Source organism: Gibbsiella greigii (genome assembly GCF_039540155.1).
GTDB classification, from domain to species: Bacteria; Pseudomonadota; Gammaproteobacteria; order Enterobacterales; family Enterobacteriaceae; genus Gibbsiella; species Gibbsiella quercinecans.
On the sequence record NZ_BAABEM010000020.1, the window covers coordinates 161,515 to 177,989 of the forward strand.

Sequence of the window (16,475 nt, forward strand, 5' to 3'; positions counted from 1 at the left end):
GAATTTCAAATCACCCCATCATTGCCGGCAGCAACCCAGCTGGATTCATTGCGCGAAAAATACGTAAAAAACCCATAACCTCATCAATAATTAGCGATACAAACAAATCTCTCCAATCAAACCCGCAGCGCCTGCGCCTGGATTAAACGGCATATCCCGTCGCCAAATTCGCTATTTCATTGATGTATATCACACCAAATACATTAACTTATTTTATTGATGTATAGACAAAATACGCGGCCGGGATTATTACTGTGCGGGAAGGAACGGGATTTGCTTTTAAGGAAAAATGCAGCCATGACATTGCGCAACGAGATGGGGCGGGTGCTGATCACGGGCGCCGCAGGGCGTGTGGCAACGGTATTCCGCAAGGCCATCGGCGATCGCTACCCGCTGCGGTTAGCGGAACGGGATACCGCAATGCTGACGGACGTCGGTGCTAACAATCAGGCCATCGCCTGCGATATTACCGATATCGCCGCTTGCCGCCGGGCCTGCGCCAATATCGACACCGTCTTGCATCTGGCGGCCGATACTTCGCCCAGCGCCGGTTTTTATCCCTCGCTGATGAACAACAACATTCTGGGCACGGCCAATATTTTCCGCGCAGCCAAAGAAGCGGGCTGCCGGCGCGTGGTGTTCGCCAGCAGCGCCCAGGCGGTTGAAGGCTACCCGCTGGATTACCAGGTGCGGCCGGAAGATACCCCCAGACCGAAAAACTTCTACGGGCTCAGCAAAGCGCTGGGCGAAAGCATCGCCGCCTATTATGCGCATCAACAACAACTGTCCGCCGTCGCCGTGCGTTTTGCCAATTTCACCACCCTGGCTGCCGATAAACGCCCGAGCGCCCGCGATATGAGCGCTTACCTCAGCCACCGCGACGCCGCCGATCTGCTCGATCGCTGCCTGCGGGTGAAAAACGTGCAGCATGCCGTGGTGCACGGCATCTCCAACAACCGCTACAAACGCCTGTCGCTGGAGGAAACCACCCGCCTGCTCGGCTACGTTCCGCAGGACGACGCCTTCAGCATCCTCGGTTTCCTCTAGGCGGCCGCTACAGCTTATTGTCGATGCGCTGCAGCAGATACGGGTAGAACGGGTTGGACGCGATACGCATCAGCGTATCGAGATCCACCACCAGCACCGAGCGCTCGCCCCGTGCGGCAATGGTCCCCAGGCTGATGCCAAACTCATCGCGCTGCTGCGGGTAGCGGCCATACAGCGAGTCGCTGACCGGGAACGGCAGGGCAACGTGAGAAAGCGAATAAATATCCGGTGGATAGTTCAGCCCCAGCGGCTGCGCGCTCTCCGCCGCCTCGCCCGCCGGCGTAATACGGGCTATCGCTTCGCTGCTCTCCGGCGATGCGTTGGCGATCACCGTGGTCTGGTAGCGGCGTGGCGGCGCGGGCAGCAGTTGATTGACCGCCGCGGCGGCATTGGGCCGCAGCAGCGGGCCGAAGTTCACCGTGCGGTTTACGTCAAACAGCACCAGTTCGCTGCCGTTGGCCGGCAGTTCGTTATACAGCGCGCGGATCACCGCGCGGGTGCTGACGGTGGAATCCATCACCGACTGGAACGTCAACACCGGCGGCAGCTTATCCAGGCGCCCTTCACGCGCCGCCCGGGCGATCTCCTGCTGCAGCGAACGGCTAAGCAGGTAGGACTGGCGCGCGCCGTTGACCGGGAATGAATTGTATTTAAACGGGTTAAACTCCGGCAGCACGCCAAGCCAGGCGGCTTTGGCGAACGCCGGGAACACGGCCGGCCAGCCGGCGATCCCGGCAAAGCGGGCAAAGCTGGTGACGCCGATCATCGGTGAAATCAAAATCAGCCGCTGCGGGGCAACCAGGTGCGGATCGTTCAGCGCGTCCAGCGCGTATTTCATCGCCAGCGCGCCGCCGTTGGAAAAGCCGACGATGTGCAGCGGCTTGTCGGCGCCTATCCGGCTATGCGCCTCGCGCACCGCCAGCCGGGTGGCGGCCAGCCAATCACGCCATTCAATATCGGTCAGCGCACCGGGCACGGAGCCATGCGCCGGCAGACGAATGCCCACGGCAACATAGCCGTGCTGGCGGTAATTCTCGGCAATATGGCGCAGGCTATAGGGTGAATCCGTCAGGCCGTGCAACAGCACCACCGCGCCGCGCGGCTCCCCCTGCGGCATCAGCTCATAGGAACGGTTCCAGTCCTGGGCGAAATGCCCCGGATAAATCGGGCTACCGGCAAAATAGCGGTTAATCGGAATGCGTTCACTGGGATCAAGCTTGTCAGTAACCTGGTTTTTTACCTCATCAAACACCCGCTGCTCGGCGGCCAGGTAATCGGCCCAGGAGGCTTTGTCCAGCTCAGCGCTGCTCATTTCATGTGGCACAAAAGTGTGCCACGGCTCCAGCGCAGGCCCACGCTGGCTATCGTAAACGCGCACCGCAAACAACGTCAGCAATACGGTGGCTATCACCACCACCAGCCGTTTGGTCCACCTGATCATTACCCTGGAAAGCATGCCTGCTCCTGATTAACGCAAAATTCACCGTGATTATAGCGCGCGGAATACGCGGGAAAGGGGTGTTGAAGATAGTTAGGGCCGGCAACACCGGGACAAGCCCGGCGCTAACTGGGGAAATCACGGTTTTTCGGCGATTTTCCGCAGGTATTCATTATTTTTAAACGCAATAATGATCATTTCAAAACAGACGCGGGTAAAAATACCGCCGATGATGATCGCAAACAAGCCGCGAAAAAACTCACCGTAAAACATCGCGCCGACGCCGCCGAAAACAATGCTCAGCAGGCACAACCAATACACGGCGGTGATGATTTTCGGGGTGAGCATTGCGTCGAAAAAGAAAATATTCCTCATTGTAATCCTTCCATATCATTAACCATCCCAGAGGCGCGAGCGCCCATCTGCTGCCAGGCAGCACTGAATAGTAGGAAGTTTTACCCCGGAATATCAAGAATAAACCTCAGGTTATTTCAACCATCCGGCCTGGTGGCCAGTGAGGTATCAGTCAGCAAACGACGGATCTTCGCGCTGCAGCAACAGCTTCATCTCGGCAAAATGCCGCTGGGAAAAATCACGGATCTTCTCCCAGTCACGTGCGGTCTTCTCCGCCACCGCCGCATCCAGAATGCGCAAAGGTTGCCCGGTGGCGTAGGCGTTCACCAGAATTTGGCAGGCGCGCTCCAGCGTCCAGATATCATCGAAGGCTTCGCCCACCGTAGGGGCCGTCACCATCACACCGTGGTTGCCCATCAGCAGGCGGCTATGCCCCTGCAGCAACGCGGCCAGCCGCGCCCCCTCCTCTCGCGTATCAGCCATGCCGCCATACAGGCTGTCGAGCGCCACCCGGTTGAAATAGCGCGCGGTATTTTGATCGATTGGCGGAATGGTCGCGTTTTCCAGGCAGGCGATGGTGGTGGCGTAAACCGGATGCAAGTGCATCACCACTCGCACTTGCGGCAGCAACTGGTGGATTTGCCCGTGGATCGCCCAGGCGGTAGCGTCGACGTCGCTACGCTGCCCGGCGCTTTCATCGTCGGCGTGCAATAGCAGCAGATCGCTGGCGCGGATGCGTGAAAAGTGCATCCATTTCGGGTTGAGTAAAAACTGTTTGCCATCGGCGGAAATTGCGGCGCTGAAGTGGTTAGCCACCGCTTCATGCATCCGCAGCTTAGCGATGATGCGAAACGCCGCCGCCAGATCGATACGCGTTTGCTCTTCAAAAGTGAGTGCCATATTTGTGCCTGCTGTGCATCGTTAACCTGCCGGCGTGTGGCCAATGTTGCCCACACCCTGTTCAAGCCGCGGCCGTAGTGGCCGGCGGCGAGCCGCGGATGATTCTACGGCGTTGGCATCAACGTTTTGATGTCTTCCGCCGTCGGTGCCTGGAAGCGGTATTTTTGCAGCAGGGCGGCGTATTTTTCCGTCTTGCTGAATTTCTCCAGACCCTCAATCAGCGCCTGTTTCACTTCGTCATTGCCCTTTTTCACGCCAAAGCCATTCAGCACCGGGTAGATCAGCGTGTCGGAGGAAATCACAATACGGTTGCTCAGCTTCTCCACCGCGCCGCGCGCCACCGCCGCATCAGTGATCTGCGCTTCAACTGCGCGCGACAGCAGCGCCTGGGTGGTCTGCGGATCGGTGGTATATTCGCTGATGGCGATCGGCTGCAGGCCGTTTTTCACACAGTACTCCGCCGAGAGTTTATGCAATTGCTGTAGCCAGGAAGTGGCACCCATTGAACCGATTTTGTGGCCGCAAAAATCTTCCGGGCGTTTGGGCTGGTAGTCGCTGCCTTTCAGCGACAGGATCGCCTCGCCGCTTTTCAGGTAGGGGATCATATCGATCACCTTCATGCGCTCCGCCGTGATGTACATCGACGAGTTAATGATATCGAACCGCCCGCCTTGCAGGCCGGTGATCAGGTTAGGGAAGCGGGTGTCGATATTCTCGGCCTGGCGGCCCATCACCTCGGCCAACCCATCGAGAAACTCGATGTCGAAGCCCGCCGGTTTGTTCTTCTCCATGTATTCATAAGGGAAAAAGGTCAAATCCGAGCCGGCAATGATTTTCCCCGGCTGCAGGAACGCCGCACCGGCCCCGTGGGAAGCGAGCAGTAAGGCCCCTGCGGTTAACACGCCGGCGGCCCGTTGAGCCGCCCGAAAACACGTCATCAGTTTCATACAACCTCCACAGCGATCAAGGATTGTCAGGGATAAGCCACTTGCGTATCCCCAGGGTTATAACGACAAGGCGGCTCGCCTCAATTGGCTTCCTGGCCAGCCTGCTGTACAAAGAACGACGCGCCGCGCGGTTTTTGCGGCAGGCGCACCTGGTTCGGCGTGCAACGCACCAAGCCGCTTTCCGTGCCTTGTACCATCTGGCCGCCGTGTTCGCTGGGCAACGGGTTATCGCCGAACGGCAGTGCGTCTTCTGCCGCATAGACGCAGATAAACAACGTGCGCGGCAGCTCGGTTTCATTCGGGCTGGAAGCATGCAGCAGGCGAGTATGCATAAAGCACACGGAACCGGCCGGGCCGAAACAGGCCACCGGCCGTTGGCAGTGCTGTTCAACAACCTCATCGCTCACCGCGCCGCTGAACCGTTCGTGCTGCCAATGCGAGTACAGCGGCCCTTTATGGCTGCCAGGCACCACGTTCAGCGGGCCGTTTTCCGGCGTAACGTCGCTCACCATCAGCAGGGCGGTGATGATGTCGTCGTTGCTGTGCGGGGTGAAAAGAAAGTCCTGGTGCCACTTCACCTGCGTGGCGGTGTGCGGCAGTTTGGAATTGACCTTGCTGTGGTGAAAACGCGTGCCGCTGCCATCGATCAGTTGCGCAGCAATCTCCGCCATGCGTGACTGAAACGCCGCCTGGTAATAGGCCGGCGAGATCTCGGTGGGCGAACTGACCCGGCGCAGCGAAGGATGATCCGGCCGGTGGTCGCCTTCCAGATCAAAGCGCGCGCGGCCGTCCTGGGTACGGCCATAGGCAGCACTGTGCTCGCGGCTTTGCGCCACCCAGCGGTCAAAATCGCCCTGTAGGGCGCTAATCTGTTGTGGCGTTAAAACGTCCTCGACCACCAAATAGCCATCCTGGTGAAACCTGTCGATCTGTGCTTGCGTAATCATGATTCCCCCGATGAAATAACGTTAAACAAAGCCCCAGGCGAGGCCGGCATGCATGCCTAAGCCAACGAAACGTCCTTCAGAAATGCTTCAACCCGCGGGTGGCGGCCGTCACGCAGCGCCTGCGGCGCCTCGTCACATACCACCCGCCCTTTCTCCATAAACACAATCCGGTCGGAAACCTTGAAGGCGAAGTTCATCTCATGGGTGACAATCACCATGGTGATCCCTTCTTTGGCCAATGTTTCAATCACCTGCAACACTTCATTGACCTTTTCAGGATCAAGCGCCGAGGTGGGTTCGTCGAACAGCATGATTTGCGGGCGCATCATCAACGCCCGGGCGATCGCCACGCGCTGTTGCTGGCCGCCGGAAAGCTGATGCGGGTATTTATAGGCATGCTCGAGCATGCCCACTTTTTGCAGCAGCGCGCAGGCCTGGCGTTGCAGTTCACTTTCATCTGCCAGCCGGTGGTAGCGCGGCGCCAGCAGCAGGTTGTTCATTACCGTCAGATGCGGGAACAGGTTAAAGCTTTGAAAAACCATGCCGATATTCAAACGATGTTCAGGGTGTTCGACAAAACGCGGCTTCTGCTGCCCTTGCTGATTCAGGTGAATAAACGGCTGGCCGTTGATCATAATTTCGCCGTTGTCGATCTGCTCCAGGCCGTTCAGCAGGCGAATCAGCGTGGTTTTCCCCGAGCCGGAAGGGCCGATGACAGACACCACTTCACCGGGTTGAATCTGCAGGCTGACGGCACCGAGCACTTCAACATTGTTGTAGGCTTTATGCAGCCGCGTAGCCTGCAGGGCCGGGCTGCCGTTGGTCGGCGCCGGGCGCAACACGCCGGCGGCAGGCTGCGCGGCCAGGTCAAACAACGCCGGCTCGACGCTACGCGCGCTTTTACGCTGGGTAACATCCAGGTACAGTTCCAGACGTTTGAGCAGGAAATCAAACACCGTGACGATCAGCACGTAATAGAACGCGACGGCAGTCATGGTTTCCATCACCAGGAAGTTTTGCGAATAGAGCCGCTGGCCTACCATCAGGATCTCCGTCAGCGAGATCACCGAAACCAGCGAGCTGAGCTTCACGATGGAGATGTATTCGTTGGCCAGCGCCGGCAGCGCCACCCGCAGCGCCTGCGGAATGATCACCCGCCACTGGATGCCGGTGAAACGCAGCCCCAATGCCCGCGCCGCCTCGCTCTGCCCTTTCGGGATCGACAGCAGGCCGCCGCGGTGGATTTCAGCGATGTAGGCGGCTTCACTCAACACCAGCGCAATCAGGCCGGCATAGAAAGGATCGCCCAGCAGCACCGAAGACGCCGGCAACGCCTGCGGCAGGTTATAGACAAAGATCAGCAGCACCAGCAGCGGCATGCTGCGAAACAGCCAGATATAGCCCCTGGCCGACAGATTCAGCAAGGGGTGCCGCGCCTGTTTACCCAGCGCCAGAATAAACCCCAGCACGATACTGATGGCCCAGGTCAGCAGGCTTAGCTTGATCACCGTCCAGGTGGCCAGCCAGAAGTCTACGTCGCTCAGCAGGCCAAGCATGTAGCTCCAGTCAAAGGTCATAACGGTACTCCCGCAGGTTTATGGCGTTACCAGCAGATAAACAGCAGCGGCGGGAATAGCCGTCCGGGTGTCGTTATGCTGCGGCGCGGCCGCCAGGCCGTGTGCCGCAGGGATGCAAATTGGCAGGTATGAATGCATGTCTGGCTTCTCCGGTGCAGGCCCACGATGGTTTTTATTGGTTTCCCTATTTCTTTCACGGCGCGGCCGGGAGTTAAATTCATATTTTCCGACGCAGGCTATAGTCAAAAACTGGCCTTGGCGGCAGAACGCCGCCGCGCAAACGGGCTATGTGCGTATTTTTCTCTGCGTTAAGGTGAAATAACGCGAATTTAACCAGGCCAGTTTTTCTTTAGCGTCCCCGAAGAAAAATCATTATTTATTTTCCGCCGCGCCTGCATGAAGAATGGCGGTTATGCAACGAGGGCGCCCCGGGTAATACGGCGCCACGATGATCACCAGCCGGCCGGCCTATTAAGGAGTTAATCATGAGTCAACCTACCCATACCCGCATTCGCATGTTCAACACCAAGGACACCTACCCTAACCAAACGCTGAATAACGATCTCTGCCAGGCCGTGCGGGCCGGCAACACCGTTTATGTGCGCGGACAGGTCGGCACCGATTTCGCGGGCAATCTGATCGGGTTGGGCGATGCGGGCAAACAGGCCGAGCAGGCGATGAAAAACATCAAACAGCTGCTGGAAGAGGCGGGCAGCGATCTGCGCCATATCGTCAAGACCACCACCTATATTACCGACCCGCGCTACCGCGAACCGGTTTATCAGGAAGTGGGAAAATGGCTGAAAGGCGTATTCCCCATTTCGACCGGGCTGGTGGTTTCCGGGCTGGCGCAGCCGCAGTGGCTGGTGGAAATCGATGTGATCGCGGTGATCCCCGAGGAGGAAGCATGACCTTTTCGGTAAGCGGATTTTGCCCGCGCAGCGGGCAGTACGGCATTGCGCTCAGTTCGTCCAGCATGGCGGTGGCGGCGCGCTGCCCGTGGCTGATGAGCGGCGTGGGCGCGGTATCCAGCCAGAACGTCACCCTGCCCGCGCTCGGCCCGCAAATCCTGGCGCTGCTGGCCCAGGGGCACACGGCGCAACAGGCGCTGGATACCGCCATGGCGCAAGAGCCCTATGCCGATTACCGCCAGGTCACCGTGCTGGATAACCGCGGCAACCGCGCGGTGTTTGAAGGCGCGCACACGCTGGGCGTGCACCACACCGCCATCGGCGAACACTGCGTGGCGGCGGGCAATATGCTGGCCAACCCCGGCGTGATTGACGCCATGATCGCCGCCTTTACCCGCGCGCCCCACCTGGCGCTGGGCGATCGGCTGATCGCCGCATTGCAGGCCGGTTTACACGCTGGCGGTGAAGCCGGGCCGATCTACTCCGCCGGCATGAAAATCGTCAGCAATCAGAGCTGGCCGTTGACCGATCTACGCGTTGACTGGCATGAAGACGCCATCAATCAACTGGCTGACCTGTGGCAGCGCTGGCAGCCACAGAGCGAAGATTATCTGGTGCGGGCGGTTAACCCGCTGGAGGCGCCCAGCTACGGCGTGCCGGGCGATGAGTAACCCCAGCACCCGCGCCATTCTGGCCGATCTGATCGCCTTCGACACTGTCAGCCGCAACAGCAACCTGGCGCTGATCGACTACGTACGCCGCTATCTGGCCGGCTATGGCATCAACAGCCGGCTGTTTCACGATGCCGGCGGCGAGAAAGCCAATTTGCTGGCGGTGATTGGGCCGCAGGATCGGCCGGGAATTATGCTCTCCGGCCACACGGACGTGGTACCGGTGGATGGGCAACGCTGGCAAAGCGACCCTTTTGCCCTGACGGAACGCGACGGCAAGCTGTATGGGCGCGGCACCGCCGATATGAAAAGCTGGCTGGCGGCAGTGCTGGCGCTGGTGCCGCGCCTGTGTGCCGCACCGCTGCGCCTGCCGGTATGGCTGGCGTTCAGCTATGACGAAGAGGTGGGCTGCAAAGGGGTGCATAGCCTGCTGGCGGGGCTTGAGCACCTGCCGAGCCGGCCCGCCGCCTGCATCGTTGGCGAACCTACGTCGATGAGGCCTGTGCTTGGCCATAAAGGCAAAATCGCCATGCGCTGTGAAGTGACCGGGTTTGCCTGCCATTCGGCCTATACGCCCGCCGGGGTTAACGCCATTGAGTACGCGGTGCGGATCATGCAGCAGTTGATGGCTCTGGCGCAGACGCTGCATCAGCAGCAAAACCTGGCGTTCGATCCGCCGTTTTCTACCCTGCAAACCGGCGTGATTGCCGGCGGCAAGGCGCTGAACATCGTCCCGGCGCACTGCCAGTTTGATTTTGAAATCCGCACGCTGCCGGGCGTGGACGCCCAACGGCTGGTGGACGACATCGCCGGCTGGGCGCAGCGCAGCCTGCTGCCTGAGATGCGGGCGGTGGCGCCAGAGTGCGACATCATCTTCAGCACGCTCAGCCGTTATCCGGCGCTGGAAACCCAGCCTGCCGCCGCGCTCGACGCTATCCTGGCCATGCTGCCCCCACCCGCCGCGCTGCAAACCGTCGCATTCGGCACCGAGGGCGGCCTTTTCCAACAGCATGGCGTGCCGACGCTGGTGTGCGGCCCCGGCGCGATGGATCAAGGCCATAAGCCAGACGAATTTATCACCCTTGAGCAGTTGCAGGCTTGCGATGCTTTTATGCTGCGCCTGTGCCACTGGCTGCAGGCCGCGCCCAGCGGCTAAACTGCATCAGCCATTGTCGGCGACCGCCTTCAACCAATCGCTGAAAGCCGCGATTTTCGGCCACCGGCGCTCCGATGGGGTGGCGATGTAGTAGCGCTGGGCGCACGGCATCGCCATGCCCGGAAACGGCGCCACCAGTTCGCCGCTGGCAAGCCATGCGCTGACCAGCCGCTGCCGCCCCATGGCAACGCCGCCGTGATTGATCGCGGCGATCACCGCCAGATCCGAACGATCAAACCCCATTCCCGGCTGGGCGCTATCCAGCACCAGGCCGAAATGCGCCGCCCAGGCGTGCCATTCGCCGCTGCCCGAATCATCGCTCCATGCTTGGCGATCGTGCAGCAAAGCGGCACCGGCCAGCTTTTCCGGCCGGCCAGTCAGGCCAAAGCGCCGGGCATAGTCGGGGCTGCAAACCGGCAGGACGGACTCCGTCATCAGCGGCACACAGGCCAGATTTTCCGGCGGTTGGTCGTCAAAGTAGATGGCCAGATCGACCCCCGCGCCGCTAAAGTTTACCCGCTCGTTGCCGGTCACAATATTCAGGCTGATGGCCGGATAACGGCGGGCGAAATCGGCCAGCCTGGGCACCAGCCAGCACTGGGCAATCGACGGGCGGGAATAAACGGTCAACATACCGGAAAGCGCTTGGCTTTTAATGTCGAGAATTTCCTGGTTGATATTGTCGAGCGAGGCCCTCAGGCGCCAGAACATCCGTTCGCCTTCCAATGTTAAAGCGATGCGGCGGTGAAAGCGCTGGAACAACCGAAAGCCCAGCGCCGCCTCCAACTGGTTGATGCGGTGGCTGACCGCACTGGGGGTAATGGCCAGCTCATCAGCGGCCTGCGCAAACGAGCCCAGGCGCGCGGCCGCCTCAAAGGTGTGCAGCCGTGAAAGCTGGTGGCTGGTCAGCGGCGTTTTCGGCGGCAATAAACGGTGCGGTGCGTTAGTCATGATTCCCTTGCTCCAGGCGGCTCTACAATGCGGCACGCCCCGGTGGCCAGCAACCGCCCGGGGCAAGGAATTTTATATCACCAGCGGGCGAAAAAATCCCCACGGCGCAAACCGGCCTGGCTCAATGGCCGTTAATTTCCCCACGCGCCAGCGCGGCGACGTTGTTGCCGTTGGCGTCGGTAGCACGCATATCAGCCCCTTTGGCCTTGAGTTGTTCCAACAGCGCATGCCGCTGAAACAACGCGGCATACATGGCCGCCGTTTGCCCAGCATTGTTGCGCGTATCCGGATTGCATTTGGCGGCGATCAGCCGGCGAGCGATTTTCACCTCGCCTTTGAAAATCGCCCCCATCAGCGCGGTATTGCCGCGCTTATCGCGCAGGCAAGGATCGGCCCCAGCGTTCAACAGGTTTTCCACCGCCGCCTGATGGCCGTGATAGGCGGCCAGGATCACTGCGGTATAGCCGTGTTCATCCTGCACGTTAAGATTGTATTTGGCGGCGATAAAGCTATCAATCACGCCGCCATCGCCCGCCCGCGCCGCATCCCACAGGTAGTTGTTCAGCTGTTGTTTGATCTGTTGCTCGTTGGCGACATTCGGCGCCTGAACGGCCGACACCGGCGCGGCCAACAGGCAAAACAGTAGATAAAGCGCTTTCATCGCGTTTTCCTCATCAGCATGCCAGGCAGCCCGCACCGTGGTGCGGGCGCATACCCTTTACATCAGTCGGAAAGCTTATCCGCCAATTTTTGTACCGTGACCAAATCCCCTTTTGCCACGCCGGTCAGGCGCGTACCGTAGTCCTTATCCGCCTTGTAGAAATAGGACAGCATGATGTTCTTGCTTTCCGTATCGGTGCCGGCCAGCGAAGTACCCAGGCTGTTCACCAGATCGTCCTGCTCTTTCTTGCTGTACGAGCGGTACAGTTCGCCGGTCTGCTTGAAGTTCTGTTCGCGCTGGATTTTGCTTTGCTGCGTGGTGCCTTCCAGCGGCGTGTGGCTGTAGCGGGCGGAAGCCAGCTCTTCGCGCGGGTAGAGGCGGCTTGGCTGGTAATTCACCCCTTTATCCTGCGTGTGGCCGCTGTTGAGGCTGCCGTCCTGGTTGCCGTTGTTAACCGGGCTATGCGGCCGGTTAATCGGCAGGTTCAGACCGTTGGCCCCGATGCGATAGATCTGCGTATCGGCATAGGCGAACAGCCGCCCCTGCAGCAGTTTATCTTCCGAAGGTTCAATCCCCGGCACCAGGTTGGAAGGCGCCATCGCCACCTGTTCGGTTTCCTGGAATACGTTGTCCGGGTTTTTATTCAGCACCATCTGGCCGATTTTGCGCTCCGGCACGTTTGGCCAAATCTTGGTGGCGTCCAGCGGATCAAAATCAAACGTCTTCAAATCTTCCGGCTTCAGCACCTGGATGTAGAGATCCCATTTTGGGTAGTCGCCACGGTTGATCGCCGCCACCAGATCGTGCGTCATGTGGCTGTAGTCTTTGCCCTGCACCTGCTCAACCTGCTGCGGATCCAGGTTTTTTATCCCCTGCAGCGTCTTCCAGTGGAACTTGACGTAATGCACTTCGCCCTTGGCGTTCACCAGCTTATAGGCATGAACCCCGTTGCCGTCCATATTGCGGTAGGAAGCCGGCGTCCCTTCGTTGGAGTAGAGCAGCGTCAGGGTACGGATCGATTCCGGCACATGGGAAAAGAAATCGAAGCGACGTGAATCATCATCCAGGTTGGTGCGGGGATCCGGCTTGAACGCGTGCACCATGTCCGGGAACTTGATGGCATCGCGAATAAAAAACGTGGGGAAGTTATTGCCGACCAGATCCCAGTTGCCTTCGGTGGTATAGAACTTGGTGGCGAACCCGCGCGGATCACGCAGCGTTTCCGGCGAGTGGTTGCCGTGCACCACGCTAGAGAAACGGACAAACACCGGCGTTTTGCTGCCGGCGGTAAACACTTTCGCCATGGTCAGATCGGAAATGTCTGTCGTGGCGGTGAACTCACCGTGCGCCCCGGTGCCGCGCGCGTGCACCACGCGCTCGGGGATGCGCTCGCGATCGAACCGCTGGAGCTTTTGCAGCAGTTGCACATCCTGCAACAGCACCGGGCCGCCGGCGCCGGCCGTTTGCGAATTCTGGTTATCACCCACCGGCGCGCCGTTATCACGGGTTAAGGTCTCTGCCAGCGTCATCGGGCTGATGGCCAGCGAGGTTAAAACAATCAGCAGCTTTTTCCGGGTGATAAAGCCGCCGGTGATACGGTTATTGCTCATAACGCTATCCTCATCGGTTTTGTGGTAAAACGCATTCCCGCGCTGGCGCTAGCGCCTACAGCCTGTTTTTTTTAGGCGCAAAGGCAGAGGATAAGGAAAGCCGTCCGTTGGCTCGTGCTTCGCCGGCAACCGGCGCCATCCGCTAAAAAAACGCAAAGGGCAGCCCTGCGTAACGGCGACGTGAAATCACCGAACACATTCAGCACACTTATTGTTTTTGCCAGGTCTGGCCTATCGGCCGTTTTGTTTATCCGGGTTCGCTGTTCCCCACCTTGATCTGCGCGTTGCCGCCGCCTTGGCTTTTCCTGCGTCGGGTGATACAGGCTATCTGCCTGAAATCACGCTCACTCTACATGGCATTACACGGATTAGTGAGCCAACTACCACTATCGAATTAATAGGCTGAACGTTACTTACGTACACCAACGGGGGAAAACGCCCGCGAGGAAAAGGGAGAAACCGATTAGCAAGCCAAACGGGTAAAGGCTGCTTTTTTGAGAGGCGTCACAGTTTAACATTTTGCCCTGGCGGGCACGGGAAGAGCCGGGTTTAACCAAGCCCCCTGCCGGGGGCTTTTTTAACGTTGCCGAATTACGGCTGCAGCAAGCCCTTCGCCTCTAACAAAATAAACTCGTTGTCATCAGCCACGTTGGGCAGGCGGCTGGAGGAGAACGGGAAGTTGTTGTCATTGCCAACGATGATATGGCTGCCGTCCACCACGTCGACGTTCTCAATAGTAAAGAACGGGAAGGTGAACACGCCGTTGTTCAGCGGCTTACGCGCCACGGCGTTAGGGTCTTTAATCTTGAGCAGATCGATATAGGCCTGTTTGTCCACCGGTTTGCCGACGTTGGCATCGGAAAACGCGATGCGGTACACGCGCTTGAATTTCGCCACGTCGCTAAAGCAGTTGGCGGTCGCCGCGCCGCTGGCGCAGGCTTTGTCTTCGGTGCCTTCGCCGTTATCACGCTCAATCACCAGCCCGTGCGTCGCGTCAATCATGTTGAAGTCGCCAATCGCGTTCTGGTTGTCTTCCAGCACATACTGCCAACTGCGGCCGGTCCACTGCTGCTGTTTAACATCAAATTCCAGCACGCGAAGGTAGCGTTTGCCGCCAACGTTTTCAAACTGCTCGCCATCCCACAGCGCGCCTTCCAACAGCGGATATAGCTTGCTGCCGTCCGGCGAGGCGGCCATGCCTTCAAAACCTTTGGAGCGCGATACCTGGAAGTTCAGTTTGCTATTCGGCGTGCCCGGCAGGGTCAGCGTCGGGTTGTCGGGGGATTTCACGATCTGGCCGTCGACCAGGGTGTCGAACACCGCCAGTATCTTGCCGTCAAGATCGGCCTTAATCAGATACGGGCCGAACTCATCGCCGATCCACAGCGCGCCGCCGGCAAACTGGAAGCTTTCCGGATCAAAATCACTGCCGGTCAGATAGCGTTTTTCCGTGCTCTCGTTGACGATATGGAACGGCACTTTTTTATCCGGATCGTGCAGGAACACGGTCTTCAGCGGCGTGACGGTGCCGGCCTTGAAATCGATGTTGTAATGGTTGAGATACAGCATGGCGTCCGGCGAGTTGGCCTTGCTGCCGAAGCCGTTGTCGGTCAGCACCCAATAAGTGCCGTCCGGCATGTGTTTGATGCCGGAATGGCCTTGCAGCGGCTGGCCGTTAATCGGCAAGCCGATGCCGGTTAAGCGATCGGCGGATTTCCCCGGCACGCTGCCCAGTTCCGTCACCCGTTGGCCGCTGGTGTACTTGCCGCTCTGCTGCAGATCCACCGGCGCATCGGCGGGCGCGGCCACGGTGGATTTCACCGGCAGCAGAGCATGCCCGGCCAGCTCGGCGGAAACGTCTTGCTGTGCCCACAGCGGCTGGCTGCACATCATGCAGGCGGCCAACAGCGCCAGGCGTGTTTTTGTTATATGCATATTTCAGGCTCCCTGATTGTTATCTGTACACAAAGGTAAAAACAACGCCACTATAGGGAGCCGTAATGACAGAAATATGATTTATACACGTCATCCTTCAAATTGCAGGTGTGGTGGCTTTATGACTCGGCCCATCCCTGAACCGCCAGCGGCACTCACGCACTATTACGGGACACAGCCTAGTACCCCACTTCGCCAAACCGCGCCCGATACTCCCTGGGCGTGGTGCCGTAGCCTTTTTTGAACACCGAATAAAAATATTGCAACGAAGGATAGCCGCACATTTGCGAAATTTCGTTAATCGCCAGCGTGGTGGCCGCCAACAGGTTACGGGCGCGCTCAAGCTTTTCCTGATAGATCATGTTATGGATGGTCTGGCCCGTTTCGTCTTTGAAGCGCTTTTCCAGATTGGAGCGCGACATGCCCACCGCATCCAGCACCTGTTCCACCTTGATGCCTTTGCAGGCATGATGGCGAATATAGTGCATCGCCTGAATCACCGCCGGATCGCGCAGCGATCGGAAGTCGGTGGAGCGGCGTTCAATCACCTTCACCGGCGGCACCAGAATGCGCTGCAGCGGCGGCCGTTGCCCATTGAGCAACTGATGCAACAGTTTGGCAGCGCGGTAGCCCATCTGGCGCGAACCTTGCGCCACCGAGGAGAGCGCCACCCGCGACAGGTAGCGCGTCAGTTCTTCGTTATCAATGCCGATCACACACAGCTTTTCCGGCACCGCAATGTCCAGATGCTCGCACACCTGCAGCAGATGGCGCGCACGGGCGTCGGTCACGGCGATAATGCCGGTTTGCTGCGGCAGCGTTTGCACCCAGTCCGCCAGGCGGTTCTGGGCGTACTGCCAGTTTTCCGGCGCGGTGGCCATGCCCTGGTACACCACCCCCTGATATTGCTCGGCCGCTACCCGTTGGCGGAAGGCATGCTCGCGCTCCTGCGCCCAGCGCTTGCCGCCCTCAATCGGCAAACCGTAAAAGGCAAAGCGGTTCAGCCCCTTTTCTTTCAGGTGCATAAAGGCGGCTTCGACCAGCGCGGCGTTATCGGTGGCGATATAATGCACCGGCGGGTAATCCTCGGGGCGGTGATAAGAGCCGCCGACGCCGACGATCGGCACATTCACGTTCGCCAACAGGCGTTCAATTTCGCGATCGTCGTAATCGGCGATCACCCCATCCCCCAACCACTCCTTGATGTTATCGATACGGCAGCGAAAGTCCTCTTCGATAAAAATGTCCCAGTCACACTGTGATGCCTGCAAATACTCGCCGACGCCTTCCACAACCTGGCGGTCATACACTTTGTTGGCGTTGAACAGTAACGTGATGCGGTAGCGTTTCTCGAACATGGTGTACACTCC

The 16,475-nt window shown here is 59.1% G+C and carries 15 protein-coding genes; 4 read left to right on the top strand and 11 right to left on the bottom strand.

Annotated features, from left to right (window positions below; translation table 11 throughout):
• Positions 1 to 297 precede the first annotated feature (297 nt).
• Complete coding sequence (locus tag AC559G_RS13730) at positions 298 to 1,047, top strand: NAD-dependent epimerase/dehydratase family protein (RefSeq protein ID WP_498912889.1); 750 nt, start codon at positions 298 to 300, stop codon at positions 1,045 to 1,047.
• 7 nt (positions 1,048 to 1,054) lie between these two features.
• Here the strand turns inward: AC559G_RS13730 and AC559G_RS13735 are convergent, their stop codons facing one another.
• The 6 genes from AC559G_RS13735 to AC559G_RS13760 form a co-directional block, all read right to left on the bottom strand.
• The gene (locus AC559G_RS13735) at positions 1,055 to 2,503 is read right to left on the bottom strand and encodes an alpha/beta hydrolase (protein ID WP_498912890.1); all 1,449 of its coding nucleotides are present in this window, start codon (positions 2,501 to 2,503) and stop codon (positions 1,055 to 1,057) included.
• 120 nt (positions 2,504 to 2,623) lie between these two features.
• Positions 2,624 to 2,860, bottom strand: a complete 237-nt coding sequence (locus AC559G_RS13740; RefSeq protein ID WP_095846415.1) for a DUF4282 domain-containing protein — start codon at positions 2,858 to 2,860, stop codon at positions 2,624 to 2,626.
• A gap of 147 nt (positions 2,861 to 3,007) precedes the next feature.
• A complete protein-coding gene (locus AC559G_RS13745) occupies positions 3,008 to 3,739 on the bottom strand; it encodes a class II aldolase and adducin N-terminal domain-containing protein (protein WP_498912891.1) in 732 nt (243 codons plus the stop codon).
• Between the two features lie 104 nt (positions 3,740 to 3,843).
• Positions 3,844 to 4,677: an ABC transporter substrate-binding protein gene (locus AC559G_RS13750; protein ID WP_498912969.1), complete on the bottom strand. Its 834-nt coding sequence runs from the start codon at positions 4,675 to 4,677 to the stop codon at positions 3,844 to 3,846.
• 89 nt (positions 4,678 to 4,766) lie between these two features.
• Positions 4,767 to 5,633 (bottom strand): phytanoyl-CoA dioxygenase family protein, encoded by an 867-nt coding sequence (locus AC559G_RS13755; protein ID WP_498912892.1) that lies wholly within the window; start codon positions 5,631 to 5,633, stop codon positions 4,767 to 4,769.
• A 56-nt stretch (positions 5,634 to 5,689) separates the two neighbouring features.
• Entirely contained in the window at positions 5,690 to 7,210 is a 1,521-nt protein-coding gene (locus AC559G_RS13760) for an amino acid ABC transporter permease/ATP-binding protein (protein ID WP_498912893.1), read from the bottom strand.
• Positions 7,211 to 7,695: 485 nt separating this feature from the next.
• On the opposite strand from AC559G_RS13760, the gene AC559G_RS13765 reads away from it, so the two are divergent.
• The 3 genes from AC559G_RS13765 to argE are packed head-to-tail and all read left to right on the top strand — an operon-like array spanning position 7,696 to position 9,948.
• Positions 7,696 to 8,121, top strand: coding sequence for a RidA family protein (locus AC559G_RS13765; RefSeq protein WP_095846419.1), 426 nt, complete (start codon positions 7,696 to 7,698; stop codon positions 8,119 to 8,121).
• Positions 8,118 to 8,792 (top strand): DUF1028 domain-containing protein, encoded by a 675-nt coding sequence (locus AC559G_RS13770; RefSeq protein ID WP_498912894.1) that lies wholly within the window; start codon positions 8,118 to 8,120, stop codon positions 8,790 to 8,792. Before AC559G_RS13765 ends, AC559G_RS13770 begins: the two co-directional genes overlap by 4 nt.
• Positions 8,785 to 9,948: an acetylornithine deacetylase gene (gene argE, locus AC559G_RS13775; protein ID WP_498912895.1), complete on the top strand. Its 1,164-nt coding sequence runs from the start codon at positions 8,785 to 8,787 to the stop codon at positions 9,946 to 9,948. The genes AC559G_RS13770 and argE overlap by 8 nt, the downstream gene beginning before the upstream one ends.
• A 6-nt stretch (positions 9,949 to 9,954) precedes the next feature.
• Here the strand turns inward: argE and dsdC are convergent, their stop codons facing one another.
• From dsdC to xylR, 5 genes are all read right to left on the bottom strand, one after another.
• Entirely contained in the window at positions 9,955 to 10,899 is a 945-nt protein-coding gene (dsdC, locus tag AC559G_RS13780; RefSeq protein WP_498912896.1) for a DNA-binding transcriptional regulator DsdC, read from the bottom strand.
• 121 nt (positions 10,900 to 11,020) lie between these two features.
• Complete coding sequence (locus tag AC559G_RS13785; protein ID WP_498912897.1) at positions 11,021 to 11,560, bottom strand: ankyrin repeat domain-containing protein; 540 nt, start codon at positions 11,558 to 11,560, stop codon at positions 11,021 to 11,023.
• 62 nt (positions 11,561 to 11,622) lie between these two features.
• Positions 11,623 to 13,089: a catalase KatB gene (gene katB / locus AC559G_RS13790; protein WP_498912970.1), complete on the bottom strand. Its 1,467-nt coding sequence runs from the start codon at positions 13,087 to 13,089 to the stop codon at positions 11,623 to 11,625.
• A 672-nt stretch (positions 13,090 to 13,761) separates the two neighbouring features.
• Entirely contained in the window at positions 13,762 to 15,105 is a 1,344-nt protein-coding gene (locus AC559G_RS13795) for an esterase-like activity of phytase family protein (RefSeq protein ID WP_498912898.1), read from the bottom strand.
• 179 nt (positions 15,106 to 15,284) lie between these two features.
• Positions 15,285 to 16,463 (bottom strand): D-xylose utilization transcriptional activator XylR, encoded by a 1,179-nt coding sequence (xylR, locus tag AC559G_RS13800; RefSeq protein WP_462614853.1) that lies wholly within the window; start codon positions 16,461 to 16,463, stop codon positions 15,285 to 15,287.
• Positions 16,464 to 16,475 lie beyond the last annotated feature (12 nt).

Excerpts from the sequence above, each read along its gene's own strand:
- AC559G_RS13730 (WP_498912889.1), top strand. The coding sequence starts at position 298 with ATGACATTGCGCAACGAGATGGGGCGGGTGCTGATCACGGGCGCCGCA.
- AC559G_RS13735 (WP_498912890.1), bottom strand. The coding sequence starts at position 2,503 with ATGCTTTCCAGGGTAATGATCAGGTGGACCAAACGGCTGGTGGTGGTG.
- AC559G_RS13740 (WP_095846415.1), bottom strand. The coding sequence starts at position 2,860 with ATGAGGAATATTTTCTTTTTCGACGCAATGCTCACCCCGAAAATCATC.
- AC559G_RS13745 (WP_498912891.1), bottom strand. The coding sequence starts at position 3,739 with ATGGCACTCACTTTTGAAGAGCAAACGCGTATCGATCTGGCGGCGGCG.
- AC559G_RS13750 (WP_498912969.1), bottom strand. The coding sequence starts at position 4,677 with ATGACGTGTTTTCGGGCGGCTCAACGGGCCGCCGGCGTGTTAACCGCA.
- AC559G_RS13755 (WP_498912892.1), bottom strand. The coding sequence starts at position 5,633 with ATGATTACGCAAGCACAGATCGACAGGTTTCACCAGGATGGCTATTTG.
- AC559G_RS13760 (WP_498912893.1), bottom strand. The coding sequence starts at position 7,210 with ATGACCTTTGACTGGAGCTACATGCTTGGCCTGCTGAGCGACGTAGAC.
- AC559G_RS13765 (WP_095846419.1), top strand. The coding sequence starts at position 7,696 with ATGAGTCAACCTACCCATACCCGCATTCGCATGTTCAACACCAAGGAC.
- AC559G_RS13770 (WP_498912894.1), top strand. The coding sequence starts at position 8,118 with ATGACCTTTTCGGTAAGCGGATTTTGCCCGCGCAGCGGGCAGTACGGC.
- argE (WP_498912895.1), top strand. The coding sequence starts at position 8,785 with ATGAGTAACCCCAGCACCCGCGCCATTCTGGCCGATCTGATCGCCTTC.
- dsdC (WP_498912896.1), bottom strand. The coding sequence starts at position 10,899 with ATGACTAACGCACCGCACCGTTTATTGCCGCCGAAAACGCCGCTGACC.
- AC559G_RS13785 (WP_498912897.1), bottom strand. The coding sequence starts at position 11,560 with ATGAAAGCGCTTTATCTACTGTTTTGCCTGTTGGCCGCGCCGGTGTCG.
- katB (WP_498912970.1), bottom strand. The coding sequence starts at position 13,089 with ATGACGCTGGCAGAGACCTTAACCCGTGATAACGGCGCGCCGGTGGGT.
- AC559G_RS13795 (WP_498912898.1), bottom strand. The coding sequence starts at position 15,105 with ATGCATATAACAAAAACACGCCTGGCGCTGTTGGCCGCCTGCATGATG.
- xylR (WP_462614853.1), bottom strand. The coding sequence starts at position 16,463 with ATGTTCGAGAAACGCTACCGCATCACGTTACTGTTCAACGCCAACAAA.